Raw genomic sequence first — 15,682 nt, 5'->3', positions numbered from 1 at the left:
GAACACAGCAAGGGCGCACCGACCGGGTGGTCGGCGCGCCCCATCGCGTCGCGGCTCAGATCACGGAGTGAAGGTGACGCGGCGACGCCGGGCCACCACGAAGAGCACTCCGCCGCCGATCAGCAGGACTGCCGCGCCGGCCGCGATCGTGCCGGCCGCCGCACCGGTTACCGGGAGGCCACCGTCGTCCTCGCCGTCGCCGCCTCCACTACCGGATCCGTCGCCGTTACCGGATCCGTCGCCCGGGCCGCCGCCGCCCGGGTTGCCGCCGTCGCCGCCGCCGTCACCCGGGGGCGGGCAGTTCTCCGGGCGCTTCCATTCGTAGACGACGTCCTGCATGCCGTCCGCGGTCACCGTGATCGGGCCGCTGCCGGCCGGCACCCGTACCGTCTCGCCCTTGCCGGGTGCGACGGTCACCGTCGTGGTGAAGTCGCCGGCCCGGACCGTGAAGTCGACCGGGTACTTCGTCTGCTCGCCCGTGTTGCTCAGGTTCACGTCGACCGTGCCGTCGCACTGGGACACTGGCTGCACGGCCGGCTGGTGGCAGCCCTTCGTGCCGCCGTTGTACCAGCCCTGCGGGCCCTTCGAGCGGCCGCCGAGGCCGTTGCTGCTGCCCAGCTTGAGGTTGTCGTAGCGCTTACCACCCTCGGTGATCTCACCGATGATATCGTCCTCGCCGCCGAAGAACAGGTCGGCCTGGGTGTTGCAGGCCGGCAGCTGCGCGGCCAGGGTGACCGTGCGCTGCTCGTTGCTGATCGTCGCGGTCTGGTGTGCGAAGACGTACTGCGGCACCGAGAACTGCGGCTTCGGCGCGAAGTAGGTCACCAGCGTCACCGGCTCAGCGGTGCAGAGCTCGACGTCGTCGTCCAGCGTCACCGACGCCGTGGCCTGGCCGTCCTTGATGGCGAACTCGTGGTGGAAGCGCGCCTGGGCCTGCTCCACGCACGGCGGCTCGGGCTTCTCGCACGCACCGAGCTGGACGGTGGCCTTGTTGTCGGCGTCCTTGGTCTTCGCCCAGACGGCCACGAACGAGACCGAGGCTTCGGCGGGGCTGTTCCGCAGCACCTGGGTGAAGATCGTCTTGCCGATGGTGCCGCTCTCCTGGCGGCGGTTGAGGAAACCGCCGTCGGCCAGGCCGGGGACCGGAGCCGGCGCGGTGGTCAGTTTGTCCACCTTGGCAATTTCGGTCCAGTTGTTGGTGATCGTCCAGGTGACGGTCCACTCGCCGGCGGCGGTGTCGCACTTGGCGGTCCCCGTGATGTCGGTCTGAGTCGTAGGCCCATCGGTCCGAGGCGGGACGGGCGCCTGGACGGGAGCCCCGGCCTGGGCGGCCGCCGCCCGGGCGGGAGCCACGGCCTGGATGCGCGCTGCGGCCTGGGTGCGGGCCGAGGCCTGAGCGCGGGCCGCGGCGGAGACGGCCTGGGTCGGGGCGGCCTGGGTCGGGGTGGCGGCCATCAGGGTGGTGAGGCCGAGGAGCGCGCCGGCGGTGATCGCCGCGGCGCGGGGGAGCAGGTTCTTCAGCACGTCCGCTCACTTCGGGAGAGAGAAGCGGGGTGCGCCGGCCCTTTCCGGCCGGCGCACCCCCTGTGATGCCTTGCTGGTGGATCAGGCGGTGAAGGTCACCTTGCGCCGCCGGGCGATGAAGAAGAACACGCCGCCCGCGACGAGCAGCAGGACCGCGACACCCGCGATGCCGCCGGCCACCGGGCCGGTGACGGGCAGGCCGGGCTCGTCGGTGTCGTCGCCGCCACCGTTGCCGCCGCCGGCACCGCCGCCGTTCTCACAGTCGACCTCGCCGAGCGTGGCCTTGATCGGCTCCACGCCCAGGTCGGGGAACTCGACCGTGGCGTACGTGTCGTCGCCGCGCTTGAAGGTGATCTTCTCGGTCTTGCCGGCCGCCACGGTGACGTCCTTGACGTCGTTGCCGTAGGTGACCCGCGCGGTCGCCGGCTGGACGCCCTTGGGGTTCTCGACGGTGATCGTGACGGTCTTGCAGTCGTTCTCGACGACGACGCTCGGCAGCTCGCAGTCGGCCGGCGGCGTCCAGTCGTAGACGACGTCCTTCATGTCCGGTGCCGAGACCGTGATCGAGCCGGAGCCGGCCGGGACCACGACGGTCTCGCCCTTGCCCTTGGTCACGGTGACCTTCTTGGTGAACTCGCCCGCCTTGACCGTGAACTCGATCGGGTACTTGTCGGTCAGGCCGTCGTTGCTCAGGTTGATCGCCACGGTGCCGTCACACTGCGACAGCGGCTCGACCGCGGGGGTCTGGCAGCCCTTGGAGCCGCCGTTGAACCAGCCCTGCGGGCCCTTCGAGCGGCCGCCGAGGCCGTTGCTGCTGCCCAGCTTGAGGTTGTCGTAGCGCTTCCCACCCTCGGTGATCTCACCGATGATGTCGTCCTCGCCGCCGAAGAACAGGTCGACCTGGGTGTTGCACTTCGGCACGTCGACGTTCAGGTCGATCGAGCGCTTCTCGTTGGTGATCGTGCCCGTGTCGGAGTCGAACTTGTACTGCGGCACCGAGAACTGCGGCTTCGGCGCGAAGTAGGAGACCAGCGTGACCGGCTCGCCCTCGCAGAGGGTGATGCCGTCGTCGAGGGAGACGGTCGCGGTCGAGCCGTCCTCCTTGACGCCGAAGGTGTGGTGGAAGCTGGCCTTGTCCGCGGTGACGCAGGGGGCCTCGTCCTTCACGCACGGCTCGGTCAGCTTGACCGAGCCCTTCTTGACCTCGTTCTCGTAGCCGTCGTCGGACCAGCGCGACTTGAAGGAGACGGTGGCCTCCTTGACCGCGTCGCCGGTCACCTGCTGGGTCACGACCAGTTCGCCGTCTTTGCCGTGGCTCTTGGCCGGGATGACCGTGCCGTTCTGCAGCCCCTCGACAGCGGTGGGCGTCGTGGTGAGCTCGCCGACCGTGGCGTTGGCGGGCCAGTCGTTGGTGAGGGTCCAGGTGACGATCCGGGTGCCGGTAGCGGTGTCGCACTTCGCGACACCGTTGATGCCGGTGTCGTGGGCGCTGGCGGGGGACGCGGCGACCGTGAGTCCGGTCAGGCCGAGGACGGCACCGGCGAGGACGGTCGCGGCGCGCCGGAGCGGGGAGTTCAACTTCACGCGTACTCCATGTGACGGCGGAACGAGGGGCACGACACAGGGAGACAGCGCGCCACCGCCGGGGGACAGCGGGGCTTGCGACAGCGCCTCCCCGCGCCGTCGAACCGACAGCGTTTCGTCGGTGATGCGGCCTGACGATAGCCACTGGACGGTTCCTGGGAAACAGCTCAGGACGGCTTAAGACTGTTGACGCCCAGCCGAGACAAACGATCTACAGAGCGGCACTTCATCAATGCGGTAAGTGTTGATCAATGGGGACTTTCTGTCGCAAGTGGACAGCGAAAGGGCGCGCCGACCGTGACGGTCGACGCGCCCCTCGCGTGGAGCTGCTAGCGGTGGATCAGGCGGTGAACTTCACCTTGCGACGGCGGGCCATGAAGAACAGGCCGGCACCGACGGCCAGGAGGGCACCCGCGCCACCCGCGATGCTGCCCGCGGCGGCACCGGTCAGCGGCAGGCCACCACCGCTGCCGCTGTTGTCACAGTCCTCGGGCTGCTCGTACTCGACCGGGATGGTCTCCGAGAAGGCCTTGCCGTCGACCGTGGCCGAGATGGTCAGGTCGATCTTGAAGCCCGTCGTGGCGCTGAAGGTCTCGGTCTTCTTCTCGCCCGGCTTGATGACCAGCGTGCGGGTCTCGCCCTTGCTGGTCTTGAACTTGAGCGTGAACTCGATGCCGTCGGCCGGGTTGTCCAGGCCGATCGTCATCGTGTCGCAGTCGGCCTCGAAGATCGGCTCGGGCTCGCCCGGCAGGTCCGACGGGATGACCGGCGGGGTCGAGGGCTCCTCGGTCGGGGTCGACGGCTCCTCGGTGGGGGTCGACGGCTCCTCGGACGGGGTCTTCTCGCACTTGCCCTCGAAGGTGACCGTGCCGGTCTCCGACGCCTTGCCGGTGGTCCACTCGGCCTTGACGGTCAGCGAGGAGCTGCTCTCGCTGCCCGGCACGCGCTGCTCGCCGGTCAGCGGCTTGTTGTTGTCCAGGTCCTTGCCGTTGACCTTGAGGTCGGGGTTGCTGATCGTGGTGCCCGCGGGCGTGAGCGTGACCTCGGTCCACTTGTAGGTCGGAGCGTTGCCGACGGCCTGGACCTTCCAGTCCACGACCCACTCGCCGGCGACCTTGTCGCAGCTGGACTCGCCCTTGACGATGTTGTGGTGGGCGCTGGCCGGGCCGGCGAGCGCGAACGCACCGCTCAGGCCGATGAGCGCGCCGGCGGCCAGAACCGCGGTGCGGCGCAGGGGGGACTTCAGATTCACGCCTACTCCTGTACAGAGATCGAGGGGTACGGCGCGGGAAAGCAAGGGCGGCAATCGCCAGGCAATGGGTGCGGCGAGAGCCAGCGACGACGCCTCCCCGCATCGTCGAGCCGACAGCGTTTCGTCGGCGGCCGACCGACCATAGCCAAGTCGGCGAATCTGAGTAACACCGAAAGCTCCGCTAACCGGGTTGATATCTATTCGAGATCTTCGTTGAACCGTCAGCTGTCGCATCGATGCGGTACGTGATCGCGGGACCGGTACCGATGGGTAAAAGTTCACTCCGGAGTGGCCGGTCACCGGTGGTGGCGTAGCGTCACATCGTGCTATCTGCAGACCCTCGCGAGGCCGTATGACCAGGATCATCGCCGGTGCACACGGCGGCCGCCGGCTGGCCGCGCCGGTCGGCGCGCAGACCCGGCCCACCGCCGATCGGGTGCGGGAGGCCTACTTCAGCGCCCTCGGCACCATGACGGACCTGGCGGGAGCCCGGTTCGCGGACCTTTACGCCGGTTCGGGAGCTGTCGGCCTGGAGGCCCTGTCCCGGGGCGCCGCCTACGCCCTGCTAGTGGAGGCCGACGCCAAGGCGTCGCGGGCCATCCGCGACAACATCGTCACGCTCCGCGTCGGCAGCGCCGCCCGGCTGATCACCGGCAAGGTCGGCCAGGTGCTCGCCGGCCCGCCCGAGGGCGGTCCGTTCGACGTCGTCTTCGCCGATCCCCCGTACGCGGTGAGCGACGACGAGGTGGCCGAGGTGCAGCAGGCGCTGGTCGAGCACGGCTGGCTCGCGGACGACGCCGTGGTGACCTTCGAGCGCTCCAGCCGTACGGCGGTCCGGGGCGAGCCGTTGAGCTGGGTGGACGGCATCACCGAGGAGCGCAGCCGGCGCTACGGCGAGACCACTCTTTGGTACGGTCGCCGATCATGAGACGCGCGGTCTGTCCCGGGTCCTTCGATCCGGTCACCAACGGCCACCTCGACATCATCGGACGGGCCAGCCGGCTCTTCGACGAGGTCATCGTGGGCGTCCTGATCAACCACTCGAAGACCGGGCTGTTCGCCGTCGAGGAACGCATCGGCATGCTGCGGCAGGCCACGGCCGCGTACGACAACGTACGGGTCGAGTCCTTCCACGGTCTGCTGGTCGACTTCTGCAAGGCCCAGGGCGCGGCGGTGGTCATCAAGGGCCTGCGCGCGGTCAGCGACTTCGACTACGAGTTGCAGATGGCGCAGATGAACATCGGTCTCTCCGGCGTGGAGACGTTGTTCATGCCGACCAATCCGCTGTACTCGTTCCTGTCCTCCAGTCTGGTCAAGGACGTGGTCAAGTGGGGTGGGGACGCCTCGTCCTACGTCCCGGACTTCGTCGGCGAGCGGCTCGTGACCAGACTGCGGCAAAACTGACGGCGTGCCCTTCGCGGATGCATCATCGGGTACGGCAGTAACGTGATCGCACCCACTCAGCGTGAGTGTGAGATGACAGGAGTGAGGCCCGGTGGATCCGCTCGACCGCATCGACGAGATCATCTCCATGGTGGAGGCGGCACGCTCGGTGCCGATGTCCCGGACCAACTTCATGTTCGACCGCGGCGAGATGATCGCGCTGCTGGAAGAGCTGCGCGCTGAGCTGCCGAGCGACCTGCGCCGGGCGGTGGCGCTGCTCGAGGAACGCGACAAGATCATCGACGCGGGCAAGCGGGAAGCGGACCGGATCATCGGTGAGGGTGAGACCGAGCACGCCCGGCTGGTCTCGGTCAACGAGATCACCGTGTCGGCCGAGCACGAGGGTGCCCGGATCGTCGCGGAGGCCCGGTCCGAGGCGCAGCGGCTGCGCGAGGAGGTCGACGACTACGTCGACACCGCGCTGGCTAACTTCGAACAGTTCCTGACCAGGGCGTTGTCGTCGATAGAGCGGGGCCGCGACAAGATGCACGCGCTCCGCGAGATCGGCACCTTCCAGGGCGAGGAGAACGAGCGGCCGCTGCCGTTCTGAGCCGGCCCGGGCCCGCCGACCCGATTCGACGATGGGCCCGCTGCTCAGGTAACCTTTCCTGTCGGCCTACCCACAGGCTGAGGAATCATGATGCCCAAGCACACGCAGAACCACCTCGATCCCAGGCAGCCGCTGGTCGTCGACACGACGAAGCTCCCGCGCCAGCCCGGGGCGACGCGCGCCCTGAAACGGGTGGTGGCGGCACCGCCGGACCTCGGTGTGGAACTGATCTCGGTGCCCACGGGTTCCGACCTCGAGCTCGATCTGAGCATGACGTCGGTCTCCGAGGGCGTCTACGTCAGCGGCAACGTCCGTGGCTCGCTCTCCGGCGAGTGCGGTCGCTGCCTCAACGACATCTCGGAGCCGTTCGACGTCCACATCGCGGAGCTGTACGCCTACGCGGACAGCACCACGGAGGAGACGACGGACGAGGACGAGGTGGGCCGGATGCACGGCGACCTGCTCGACCTGGAGCCGGCGGTACGGGACGCGGTGGTGCTCACGCTGCCGACCAACCCGGTCTGCCGGCCGGACTGCCCGGGGTTGTGCCCGGAGTGCGGGGTGCATCTCGACGACGTCCCGGCTGACCACAGCCATGACGAGGTCGATCCCCGCTGGGCCGCCCTGCGCGCCCTGCCGACGGTGACGTCACCGCAAGACCCGAAGAACTGAAGAACCTGAACTGAGCAAGACCCCGAAGATCTGATCGAGGAGTAGGTACCGTGGCCGTCCCCAAGCGCAAGATGTCGCGCAGCAACACCCGGTCCCGCCGGGCGAACTGGAAAGCGACCGCGGTCCAGACCGTGGCGTGCCCCCAGTGCAAGTCGCCGCACCTGCCGCACACTGCGTGCGGGGTCTGCGGCACCTACAACGGCCGTCAGGTCCTCGAGGTCTGAGCACCACGGAGTGACTAGCCCGACTTCCGGGCGGGTCGCACCTGAGCGGCGAACGTCCGGTGCTCAGGCTCCGGGACAGTCGGGCCGAGTCATCTCGGCCACGACTGCACCGGAGCCGGGCACCGCGCGGATCGCCGTCGACCTCCTCGGCGGGGACCATGCTCCCGCCGTCGTGGTTGACGGCGCTCTGCGCGCCTGCCAGGCCGATCCGTCCCTCCAGCTGCTTCTCGTCGGCCCCCCTGAGGCTGCCGACGCCCTTCGGCGTGCCCTGGCACCGGCCGACCGCGACCGGGTGACCAGCATCACCGCCCCCGCTGGCCCAGCCGACCAGGAAGCCGCCGCACGCCGCGCCGGCCCGGCCGACCACGAAGCTGCCGGCCGCCGGGCCGGCCACCCCGCCGGCCCGGCCGACCACGAAGCTGCCGTCGGCCGCGCCGGCCCGGCCGACCACGAAGCCGCCGGCCGCTCCGCCGGCCCAGACCGCGAACCCCGGCCGCCGGCCGGTTCAGACCGCGACGCCGGCCCGCCCATCAGGCCGGACCGGGCCATGATTCGTGCCGCCGCCCCCGACCAGGCACTCAGCCGGGTCGAATCGGGCGTCCGCACCGCCATACTGGCCGTCGCCCAAGGTCACGCCGACGCGGTCGTCTCCGCCGGCAACACCGGTGCCACCGTCACCTCCGCCGCCCTCGGTCTCGGCCGCTGGCCCGGCGTGCGCCGTCCCGCCCTGGCCGCCGTGCTGCCCACGGTCGCCGGCCGGCTGGTCCTGCTCGACGTGGGTTCCTCCGTCGACCCGGACGAACACACTCTCGCCATGCACGCCCGGCTCGGCGCCGCGTACGCCGCCGTCGTGCACGGCGTCGCCGCCCCCCGGGTCGGGCTGCTCACTATCGGCACCGAGCGCGGCAAGGGCGATCGTCTGCGCCGGGCCGCCCCCGCCGTGCTGGCCGCGCTCGATCTGCCCGCCGGCGGGCACTACACCGGGCTGGTCGAGGGCAACGACGTGGTGACCGGGACCGCCGCCGACGTGGTGGTGACCGACGGCTTCACCGGCAACGTGCTGCTCAAGGGCCTCGAGACGGCGTACGCGCTGATCCGGCCCCCCGGCACCGACGACGTTCCGCCCCGGGCGGCCATCCTGCTCGGCGTCGGCGGCACAGTCGTCGTCTGTCACGGCGCCGCGAGCGCCGACGACATCGCCGCGGGCATCGCCCTCGCCGCCGACCTGCACCGGCGGGCCGCGGTGCCGGTCATCGCCGACCTGATCCAGTTCCCGGCGGGGCATCCGAGCCCCGCGGCGCACGAAGACTCCAGAGGTGGTTCATGAGCAGTAACGACAAGCGCCGGCGGCCCTCCACCGAGCCACTGGAGGAGGCGTTCGGCATCCCCATCGAGCCGGGCCTGCTCGAACGCGCGCTGACCCACCGCTCGTACGCGTACGAGAACGGCGGTCTGCCGACCAACGAGCGCCTGGAGTTCCTCGGCGACTCGGTGCTGGGGGTGGTGATCACCTCGGCGCTCTTCCACAACCACCCGGACCTGCCCGAGGGTCAGCTGGCCAAGCTGCGCGCCAGCGTGGTCAACATGCACGCGCTCGCCGACGTGGCCCGTACCCTCGGCCCGCAGGGTCTCGGCCCGCACCTGCTGCTCGGCAAGGGCGAGGAGACCACCGGTGGCCGCGACAAGGCCAGCATCCTGGCCGACACGCTGGAGGCGCTGCTCGGCGCGATCTACCTGGAGCACGGCTTGAGCGTGGCCGGCGACGTGATCCACCGGCTGTTCGACCCGCTGATGGCCGAGTCGGCCGGGCGGGGCGCGGCGCTGGACTGGAAGACCAGCCTGCAGGAGCTGACGGCGGCGCTGGGCCTGGGCGTGCCGGACTACGTGATCGACGACGCCGGCCCGGACCACGCGAAGACGTTCACGGCCTGGGTCGTGGTGGCCGGCGAGCGCTACGGCGGCTCGGACGGCCGCAGCAAGAAGCAGGCCGAGCAGCGCGCCGCAGCGGCCGCCTGGCGCACCCTGACCGAGCGGACCGAGGCCCAGACCCCGCCCCCCGCCGTGGCCGGCGGCGGCCACACTGAGCTGCCTGAGGCGGAGACTGGCGGCCACACCGAGCTGCCCGAGGCGGAGAGCGGCGGGCACACCGAGCTGCCCGAGGCCTCCTAGCGGTGAGCGTGACGGTGCGGGAGTCCGGCCCGGAGGTGGCCGGCGTCGCGGAGCGGCTCTGGGACAAGGCCGGCCGGTGGCGTGGCGCCGGGATCGCGGTCGGCATCCTGGCCCTGACCCGGCTGGTGCAGCTGCTGTTCCTGGTCGTGCTCGACCACGCCACCGCCGAGCCGGCCGGGCTGCGCAGCAACCTGCTGATCTGGGACGGCGGCTGGTTCCAGCGGGTCGCCGAGGGCTATCCGAGCGGCTACACGTACGGCGCCGACGGCGCGCTGCAGGGCAACGAGCTGGCGTTCTTCCCGCTCTACCCGATGCTGATCCGGTTGCTGTCCGGGCTCGGTCTCGACTCCGGCTCCGCGGCGCTCACGGTGAGCTGGCTCGCCTCGATCGGCGCGGCGGTCGCCCTGCACCTGCTCGGCACCTCGCTCTACGGTCGCCGGGCCGGCTGGGCCCTGGTCGCCATCTGCTGCAGCGCCCCTATGTCGGTGGTGCTGTCGATGGCGTACTCGGAGAGTTTGTTCCTGGCCCTGGTGGCCAGCATGTTCGTCGCCGCGCACCGCCGCGTCTGGTGGGCCGCCGGGCTGCTCGGCCTCGGCGCCGCCCTGACCCGGCCGACCGGCGCGGCCGCCGCGGTCGCCCTAGCCGTCGCCGCGGTCATCGCGGTGCGCCGTGATCCCGACCGCAAGTGGCCACCGCTGGCCGCGGCCGCAGTCGCCCTCGCCGGGGTGCCCGCCTATCTCGGCTGGGTCGCGTGGCGGGTCGGTGACCTGGACGCCTGGTTCAAGATCCAGACCGCGGGCTGGGGCACGTCGTTCGACTTCGGGGCCAGCACGATCGACTTCCTGGGCAGCACGCTGACCGTCGGCGAGGGCTGGGTGCCGATGAGCGTCGCCCTGATCCTGCTCGCCGCCCTGGCCGCGGCCGGGGTCGCGCTGGCCGGCCGGCCCTGGCTGCCGCTGACCGTCTACGGGCTCGTCGCGATGGTGCTGGCCTACGGGCAGGCGGGTTTCTACCACTCCAAGCCGCGCCTGCTGCTGCCCGTACTCTTGACGTTGCTGCCTTCGGTCGTCGCCGCCGCCCGCGCCCGCCCCCGGGTCGCGGTCCTCGCGATCGCCGCCTGGGCGGCGTTCGGCCTCTGGTACGGCGCCTACCTGGTCGCCGTCTGGCCCTACACGATCTGACCCCACCCCCGAAGGACCCCCGTGCCTGAGCTTCCCGAGGTCGAGACCGTCCGCCAGGGACTGGCCAAGTGGGTGACCGGCCGGCGCATCGACACCGTCGAGGTGCGCCACCCCCGGGCGATCCGCCGCCACGTGCCCGGCGACGTGCACTTCGCCGCCGTCCTCAAGGGGCGGACCGTCACCGACGTCGCCCGGCGCGGTAAATACCTGTGGCTCCCGCTGGACTCGGGCGACGCGATCATCGCGCACCTGGGCATGAGCGGGCAGCTGCTGATGCAGCCGGCCGGGGCCGAGGACGAGGTGCACCTGCGGGTCCGGGTGACCTTCGCCGACGACGGCCCGCAGCTGCGCTTCGTCGACCAGCGCACGTTCGGCGGCCTGTCGGTCTCCGAGGGCGGCGCCGAGCTGCCCGACGAGATCGCGCACATCGCCCGCGACCCGCTGGACCCGCTGTTCCAGGACGAGCTGTTCGTGGCGCGGCTGCGTGGCAAGCACACCGAGATCAAGCGGGCCCTGCTGGACCAGACGCTGATCTCCGGCGTCGGCAACATCTACGCCGACGAGGCGCTGTGGCGGGCTCAGCTGCACGGCGCCCGCCCCACCGACGCGCTCACCCGTCCCGCCGTACGCCGGCTGCTCGCCCACGTCCGCGACGTGCTCAGCGAAGCGATCGTCGCGGGCGGCACCACCTTCGACGCGCTGTACGTCAACGTCAACGGGGAGAGCGGCTACTTCGACCGGTCGCTGAACGCGTACGGGCGGGAGGGGCAGCCCTGCCACCGGTGCGGCTCGATCATGCGCCGCGAGCAGTTCATGAACCGCTCGTCCTACAGCTGTCCGCGTTGCCAGCCGCGCCCCCGCCTGCCGCTGCGCTGACGTAGGGGCTGGTGTCGGTGGCCAGCCCGAAGCCCGCGCCACGGCGGCCCATCAGCCGGCGGGCGGCGGTCAGCAGCGGCGTCGGCACCCCGTGCACCAGGTGACCGTCGCCGGGCAGCACGCCGTCGCCGGCCCAGCCCTGGTAGGCCGACCAGGGCCCGTCGAAGGTGCAGATCCGGACGCCTAGGTCGCGGTAGAGCGGGTGGGTGGGCACGCCCGGGTTGAGCACGATCCGGTGCAGCCCGCGCCGGGCGGCGAGCCGTACGGTCAGCGCCACCGGCCCGACGCCGCCCGAGCCGGCCGGTGCCCGGTCCAGGAAGAGCCCCTCCGCGCCGTCCGCGCGCCACTCGTCCACGTCGGCGAGCACGTCGGCCAGCGAGCGTCCGCCCCAGTCCAGGTCGATGCGGCCGAGGATCCGGTGCGCCGAGCGGCGGGCGCCGGGCCGTTCCTGCACGACCCAGGTGTCCTGGTCGGGTGCCAGGTCGGGCGAGGGCTGGGCGTACGGGGGGAAAAGGGTCTTCACGACGTCCTCCGGGGGTCTGCGGCGGTGTGTGCGACGGTCAGCAGTCCGACGAGGTGGGTCGCCGCCAGGATGGCGACGACGGTGCGGAGCGGGTCCGGCGGCAGCGCCGGGACCAGCGGTGCCGCGACCGCCGCGAGCGGCGGCGCGACGGCGAGCAGGGCGGCGACGAAGGTCCGGCCCTGGGCGGCGAGCAGCAGGGTGATGGCCAGTACGCCGCTGAGCAGGATCCCGCTGGCCACCGCGAGCACTCCCTCCCGCGCCCCCACCACCTCGCCCGGCAACCGGTACGCGGCCAGCGCGAGAGCGATCCCGGCGGCCAGCGGTGGCAGCAGCGCGGCGACGGTCACCACGGTCACGCCACCGACGTGCTCGCGGTGCTCCTCGTCGCTCTCCGCCACGTCGAGGCTGCTCTCGACCTGCCGCCGGTGCCAGCCGATCAGCGCTTCCAGGACGGGCCCGGCGGCCAGCAACGGCAGTACGGCCGGCGACGTCGCCGCAGGTGGCCCGGCCCGCCAGAGCAGCACGGCCGAAGCCGCCTGACCCGCCCCGAGCACCGCCCGCCCGACCGCGCCGCGCAGGTCGTCACCCCGTAACACGAGCGTGGCCGTACGCCGGAACGCGGGCCGGAAAGCACGCAGGGCAGCGACGGCGACGGCGATCGGCAGCAGCAGCGTGACCGGCACCCGGGCGGCCCAGGTGTCACCGATCGCCCCGGCGACGGCGACCGCGGCGAGCAGCCAGCACGGCAGGCTCCAGCGCACGACCGCCGCCTCGTTGCGGCTCACCAGGGCCGCGGTGACCGAGGCCAGGCTCGCGAGTCCGCAGACGCCGACGGCGATCGCCCGGCCGGGCTCGGCGCCGGCCACGGAGGCCGGCGCGAGCAGCACGAACGCGCACCACAGCGCGGCGGCCGTCAGGAAGCCGAGCCCGACGAAGCGCGCCCCGGCGCCCGAACCGCCGCGCCGGGCGACGACAGCGCCCGTGCCGGTGAGGATCTGCGTGACGCTCCAGCCGAGCACCAGCGTGCCGGCGGGCACCGGCCAGGGCAGGCTGCCGAGCAGGCCGGCCGCGGCGATGGCGACGCTGAGTGGCCCGAGGTAGAGGGCGCAACGCAGCAGCAGCGTGACGCCCAGGGCGGGCGCCCGCCGCAGGCCGGGTTCCAGCGCCAGGCCGGTCATCGGTCCTCACCGGCCTCGGCGAGCCAGCGCACGGTGGCCGGCCGGGCTTCACGCGGGGCGGGCACGGCCAGCGCGAGCTCGTAGGAAGGGGCCGGCGGCGGTCCGGCCAGATCGGTGTAGAGGGCGCCGTAGACGCGGACCACCCGGTCGGCGGTGAAGCAGGCGAGCGCCCGGCGGCGGGCGGCGTCACCCAGCGCCCGGCGGCGGGCCGGGGCCCGCAGCAGGCTGATGCAGGCGTCGGCGAGGGCCGCGGGATCGTTCTCGGGGACGAGCGTGCCCGCGTCGCCGAGGGTCTCGGCGACCGGGCCCACGTCGATCCCGATCACGGCGCGGCCGGACATCATGGCCTCGATCAACCGGTACGGCGGGTCGGCCGGTCCCGGGACGTGCACGACGAGATGGCCGGTGGCGTACCGGTCGCGCGGGTCGGCGGGCAGCGGGTGCAGCCGGATCGCCCGCCCCAGCCCGGTACGTTCGACCTGCTCGGCGCAGTGGTCCTCGTGCGCAGCGGTGACGCCGACGAGGTGCAGGACGGTCCCGGGCACCGCGGTGGCCACGATCGCGAACGCCTCCAGCAGCCCGTGCAGACCGCTGTCCGGGCCGCCGTTACCGGCCCAGACGATGGCCGGCTGGGTCCTCGCCTCGGGCGCGGACGGGAAGTCGACCGGGTCCACCCCGGCGGGCACCGGGACGAGCCGGCTGGGTTCGGCACCATGCCCCAGCGCCCACGAGTGGTGGTAGGCGCTCAACGGGGCGATGAGGCCGGCTTCGGCGTACCCGGTGCGGGCGACCGACCGGCGGAACCGGCGCAGCACCGTGCGCACCGCGGGGGAGAGCCGTTCCTCACCGGCCCGCGGCCGGGCCACCGGGGCCCGCGCCTCGGTCAGCAGCAGCGGCATCCCGGTCCGCCAGCGCCCGGCCAGGGCGGCCAGCAGCGGCGTCGTGCCGCCGACGCAGTGCACCAGGTCAACGGCAGGCACCGGTACGGACAACGCCCGGGCCGCGTGGCGCAGCAGCGTGGCGGCGGTCCGGGCGTCACGCAGGCTGAGCCGCGGCAGCCGGTCCTCACCCGCCGACGTCCGCCCGGTACGCCACGTGTCGAGCAGCACGTCGGTCAGCGGCACCGAGTTCAGCGGGTGGTCGGCCGACTCGGCCAGCACCGAGAGCCCGAGCAGCCCCTTGGCGAACAGGTCGTCCGCCGCCTGGGGCTCGGCCTCACTGAGCAGTCCCCGGCACAGCAGGACGGCCGCGGCGGTGGCGTTGTCGTCGCTGCCCGCCGGCCGCCGGATCTCGCGGCTCAGCGGCACGGCCCGGGCGGACGCGACATGGCGGGGCAGCGGGTACGCCGGCCCGCCGGGTGGTTCGCGGTCGGTGACGGTCAGCAGGTCGAAGGTGTACCGGCCGAGGCCGTCGACGAGCGTGCGGCACCAGCCGCCGAGGGCGTCCCGGCGGAACGGGTAGCCGCCCCCGGTGAGCAGACAGATGCGCATGCGGTCAGCACCACGGGCGCGACGGGGGTGTTATCACGATGGCTGCAACGACGCAGCAGCGAAAAGTAACGGGAGCGTGTCACCTAGGCGACAGTCGGTCGCACTATTTGTCTGTTTTTCGGAGTTATTTGCTCAGGAACGTCCGAAAAGCTGGCCCCAGACGATCGTGCCGTCCACGCCCTTGACCGCACCCACCCCAAGCGCCTTGAAGTCGCAGTTCAGGATGTTGGCACGGTGCCCGTCGCTGTTCATCCAGCTCGTCATGACGTCGGCGGCGTCGCGCTGGCCCCGGGCCACGTTCTCGCCGCCGGGGTCGTTGTAGCCCTGCTCCTTGGCCCGGGTGACGAAGTCCCGGCCGTCGTCGCTGACGTGGCTGATGTACAGGTCACCGTGGGTGCCGAGCTCCTGGACGTGCAACCGGATGGCCGCCCGGAGCTTGGTGTTGAGCTGCACCGAGCTGCAGCCGGCCTGGTCCCGCTCGACGTTGACCAGCCGGATGACCTCGGACTCCTGGGCGGCCAGCCCGGCACCGACCTTCGGGGCGCTGGTGGTCGGCCTGCGCGTCGGCGTCTTCTTGACCACCGGCTTCTTGGTGGCGGGCTTCTTCGTGGCGGTCCTGCTCGGCCTGGGCGCCGCGGTGGACGGGCTCGCCGCCGGCGACGAGGGTGGTGGGGCCGACGGCCGTGCCACCCCGGTGCCGGGTGCCCCGCCACCGGCACCCGGCACCAGGGCGGCGACGGCAGCTTCGGGGTGCTCGGCCGCGGTGCCCGAGCCGGTGAAACTCGAGGGCAGCAGCGCGGCGCCGGCGCCGACCACGGCGAGCAGGGCGGTCACGGAGAGGCCGAAGGTCACGGGCGACGGCATCGCCTGCCGGTCGCGGTGTCGCCCGGTCGGTCTCTGGTCGGCTGGCCCCTGCACGTCGTGCCTCCGTGGTCCTCGAGGGATCGAGAGGTTTCGACCCGGGGAACGGTAAGCAGCCGCGCGCGGCCCGGGCAAACCGGCTAAGAAAGAAATAA

General features: G+C 72.1%; 16 protein-coding genes and 1 pseudogene. 10 read left to right on the top strand and 7 right to left on the bottom strand.

The window, feature by feature from the left end:
- Positions 1-60: 60 nt before the first annotated feature.
- The 3 genes from ACQP2Y_RS40035 to ACQP2Y_RS40025 all read right to left on the bottom strand — a co-directional run bounded on the left by ACQP2Y_RS40035 (position 61) and on the right by ACQP2Y_RS40025 (position 4,360).
- The gene (locus ACQP2Y_RS40035; RefSeq protein ID WP_433721552.1) at positions 61-1,524 is read right to left on the bottom strand and encodes a hypothetical protein; all 1,464 of its coding nucleotides are present in this window, start codon (positions 1,522-1,524) and stop codon (positions 61-63) included.
- Positions 1,525-1,605: 81 nt separating this feature from the next.
- Positions 1,606-3,108 (bottom strand): cell wall anchor protein, encoded by a 1,503-nt coding sequence (locus ACQP2Y_RS40030; protein WP_433721551.1) that lies wholly within the window; start codon positions 3,106-3,108, stop codon positions 1,606-1,608.
- A gap of 340 nt (positions 3,109-3,448) precedes the next feature.
- The gene (locus ACQP2Y_RS40025) at positions 3,449-4,360 is read right to left on the bottom strand and encodes an LPXTG cell wall anchor domain-containing protein (RefSeq protein ID WP_433721550.1); all 912 of its coding nucleotides are present in this window, start codon (positions 4,358-4,360) and stop codon (positions 3,449-3,451) included.
- A 352-nt stretch (positions 4,361-4,712) separates the two neighbouring features.
- Between ACQP2Y_RS40025 and rsmD the strand changes: the two genes are divergently transcribed.
- From rsmD to mutM, 10 genes and pseudogenes are all read left to right on the top strand, one after another.
- On the top strand, positions 4,713-5,288 hold the full coding sequence (rsmD, locus tag ACQP2Y_RS40020) for a 16S rRNA (guanine(966)-N(2))-methyltransferase RsmD (RefSeq protein WP_433721549.1): 576 nt from the start codon (positions 4,713-4,715) through the stop codon (positions 5,286-5,288).
- Positions 5,285-5,764 carry a pantetheine-phosphate adenylyltransferase gene (gene coaD / locus ACQP2Y_RS40015; protein WP_212992112.1) on the top strand — a complete coding sequence of 160 codons (480 nt, stop codon included), beginning with the start codon at positions 5,285-5,287 and terminating at the stop codon, positions 5,762-5,764. Before rsmD ends, coaD begins: the two co-directional genes overlap by 4 nt.
- A 91-nt stretch (positions 5,765-5,855) precedes the next feature.
- Complete coding sequence (locus tag ACQP2Y_RS40010; protein WP_212992111.1) at positions 5,856-6,353, top strand: hypothetical protein; 498 nt, start codon at positions 5,856-5,858, stop codon at positions 6,351-6,353.
- A 90-nt stretch (positions 6,354-6,443) separates the two neighbouring features.
- Positions 6,444-7,025 (top strand): YceD family protein, encoded by a 582-nt coding sequence (locus tag ACQP2Y_RS40005; RefSeq protein WP_433721548.1) that lies wholly within the window; start codon positions 6,444-6,446, stop codon positions 7,023-7,025.
- Between the two features lie 50 nt (positions 7,026-7,075).
- Positions 7,076-7,249 carry a 50S ribosomal protein L32 gene (gene rpmF / locus ACQP2Y_RS40000; protein WP_097318372.1) on the top strand — a complete coding sequence of 58 codons (174 nt, stop codon included), beginning with the start codon at positions 7,076-7,078 and terminating at the stop codon, positions 7,247-7,249.
- A 91-nt stretch (positions 7,250-7,340) separates the two neighbouring features.
- Positions 7,341-7,673 (top strand): annotated as a pseudogene (locus ACQP2Y_RS39995) (hypothetical protein); the annotation flags it as partial.
- Positions 7,674-7,796: 123 nt separating this feature from the next.
- Entirely contained in the window at positions 7,797-8,576 is a 780-nt protein-coding gene (locus ACQP2Y_RS39990; RefSeq protein WP_433732249.1) for a phosphate acyltransferase PlsX, read from the top strand.
- Positions 8,573-9,418, top strand: a complete 846-nt coding sequence (rnc, locus tag ACQP2Y_RS39985) for a ribonuclease III (RefSeq protein WP_433721547.1) — start codon at positions 8,573-8,575, stop codon at positions 9,416-9,418. Before ACQP2Y_RS39990 ends, rnc begins: the two co-directional genes overlap by 4 nt.
- Before the next feature lie 2 nt (positions 9,419-9,420).
- Positions 9,421-10,599, top strand: coding sequence for a hypothetical protein (locus ACQP2Y_RS39980; protein WP_433721546.1), 1,179 nt, complete (start codon positions 9,421-9,423; stop codon positions 10,597-10,599).
- A 21-nt stretch (positions 10,600-10,620) separates the two neighbouring features.
- Entirely contained in the window at positions 10,621-11,475 is an 855-nt protein-coding gene (mutM, locus tag ACQP2Y_RS39975) for a bifunctional DNA-formamidopyrimidine glycosylase/DNA-(apurinic or apyrimidinic site) lyase (RefSeq protein ID WP_433721545.1), read from the top strand.
- On the opposite strand, the gene ACQP2Y_RS39970 is transcribed toward mutM, so the two are convergent.
- From ACQP2Y_RS39970 to ACQP2Y_RS39955, 4 genes are all read right to left on the bottom strand, one after another.
- Complete coding sequence (locus ACQP2Y_RS39970; RefSeq protein WP_433721544.1) at positions 11,411-11,998, bottom strand: spherulation-specific family 4 protein; 588 nt, start codon at positions 11,996-11,998, stop codon at positions 11,411-11,413. The two genes, mutM and ACQP2Y_RS39970, sit on opposite strands and share 65 nt — an antisense overlap.
- Positions 11,995-13,176: a hypothetical protein gene (locus ACQP2Y_RS39965; RefSeq protein ID WP_433721543.1), complete on the bottom strand. Its 1,182-nt coding sequence runs from the start codon at positions 13,174-13,176 to the stop codon at positions 11,995-11,997. The genes ACQP2Y_RS39970 and ACQP2Y_RS39965 overlap by 4 nt, the downstream gene beginning before the upstream one ends.
- Positions 13,173-14,666, bottom strand: coding sequence for a DUF3492 domain-containing protein (locus ACQP2Y_RS39960; protein ID WP_433721542.1), 1,494 nt, complete (start codon positions 14,664-14,666; stop codon positions 13,173-13,175). Before ACQP2Y_RS39960 ends, ACQP2Y_RS39965 begins: the two co-directional genes overlap by 4 nt.
- Positions 14,667-14,798: 132 nt before the next feature.
- Positions 14,799-15,530 (bottom strand): CAP domain-containing protein, encoded by a 732-nt coding sequence (locus ACQP2Y_RS39955; RefSeq protein ID WP_433721541.1) that lies wholly within the window; start codon positions 15,528-15,530, stop codon positions 14,799-14,801.
- Positions 15,531-15,682: the final 152 nt, after the last annotated feature.

This window comes from Actinoplanes sp. CA-051413, assembly GCF_050955795.1.
Taxonomy (GTDB): Bacteria; Actinomycetota; Actinomycetes; order Mycobacteriales; family Micromonosporaceae; genus Actinoplanes.
Note: the sequence above shows the minus strand (reverse complement) of the source record. Positions and strands in the feature narration are given on the sequence as shown.

Coding starts and splice junctions, on each gene's coding strand:
- rsmD (WP_433721549.1), top strand. CDS start 4,713: ATGACCAGGATCATCGCCGGTGCACACGGCGGCCGCCGGCTGGCCGCG.
- coaD (WP_212992112.1), top strand. CDS start 5,285: ATGAGACGCGCGGTCTGTCCCGGGTCCTTCGATCCGGTCACCAACGGC.
- ACQP2Y_RS40005 (WP_433721548.1), top strand. CDS start 6,444: ATGCCCAAGCACACGCAGAACCACCTCGATCCCAGGCAGCCGCTGGTC.
- ACQP2Y_RS39990 (WP_433732249.1), top strand. CDS start 7,797: ATGATTCGTGCCGCCGCCCCCGACCAGGCACTCAGCCGGGTCGAATCG.
- rnc (WP_433721547.1), top strand. CDS start 8,573: ATGAGCAGTAACGACAAGCGCCGGCGGCCCTCCACCGAGCCACTGGAG.
- ACQP2Y_RS39965 (WP_433721543.1), bottom strand. CDS start 13,176: ATGACCGGCCTGGCGCTGGAACCCGGCCTGCGGCGGGCGCCCGCCCTG.
- ACQP2Y_RS39960 (WP_433721542.1), bottom strand. CDS start 14,666: ATGCGCATCTGTCTGCTCACCGGGGGCGGCTACCCGTTCCGCCGGGAC.
- ACQP2Y_RS39955 (WP_433721541.1), bottom strand. CDS start 15,530: ATGCCGTCGCCCGTGACCTTCGGCCTCTCCGTGACCGCCCTGCTCGCC.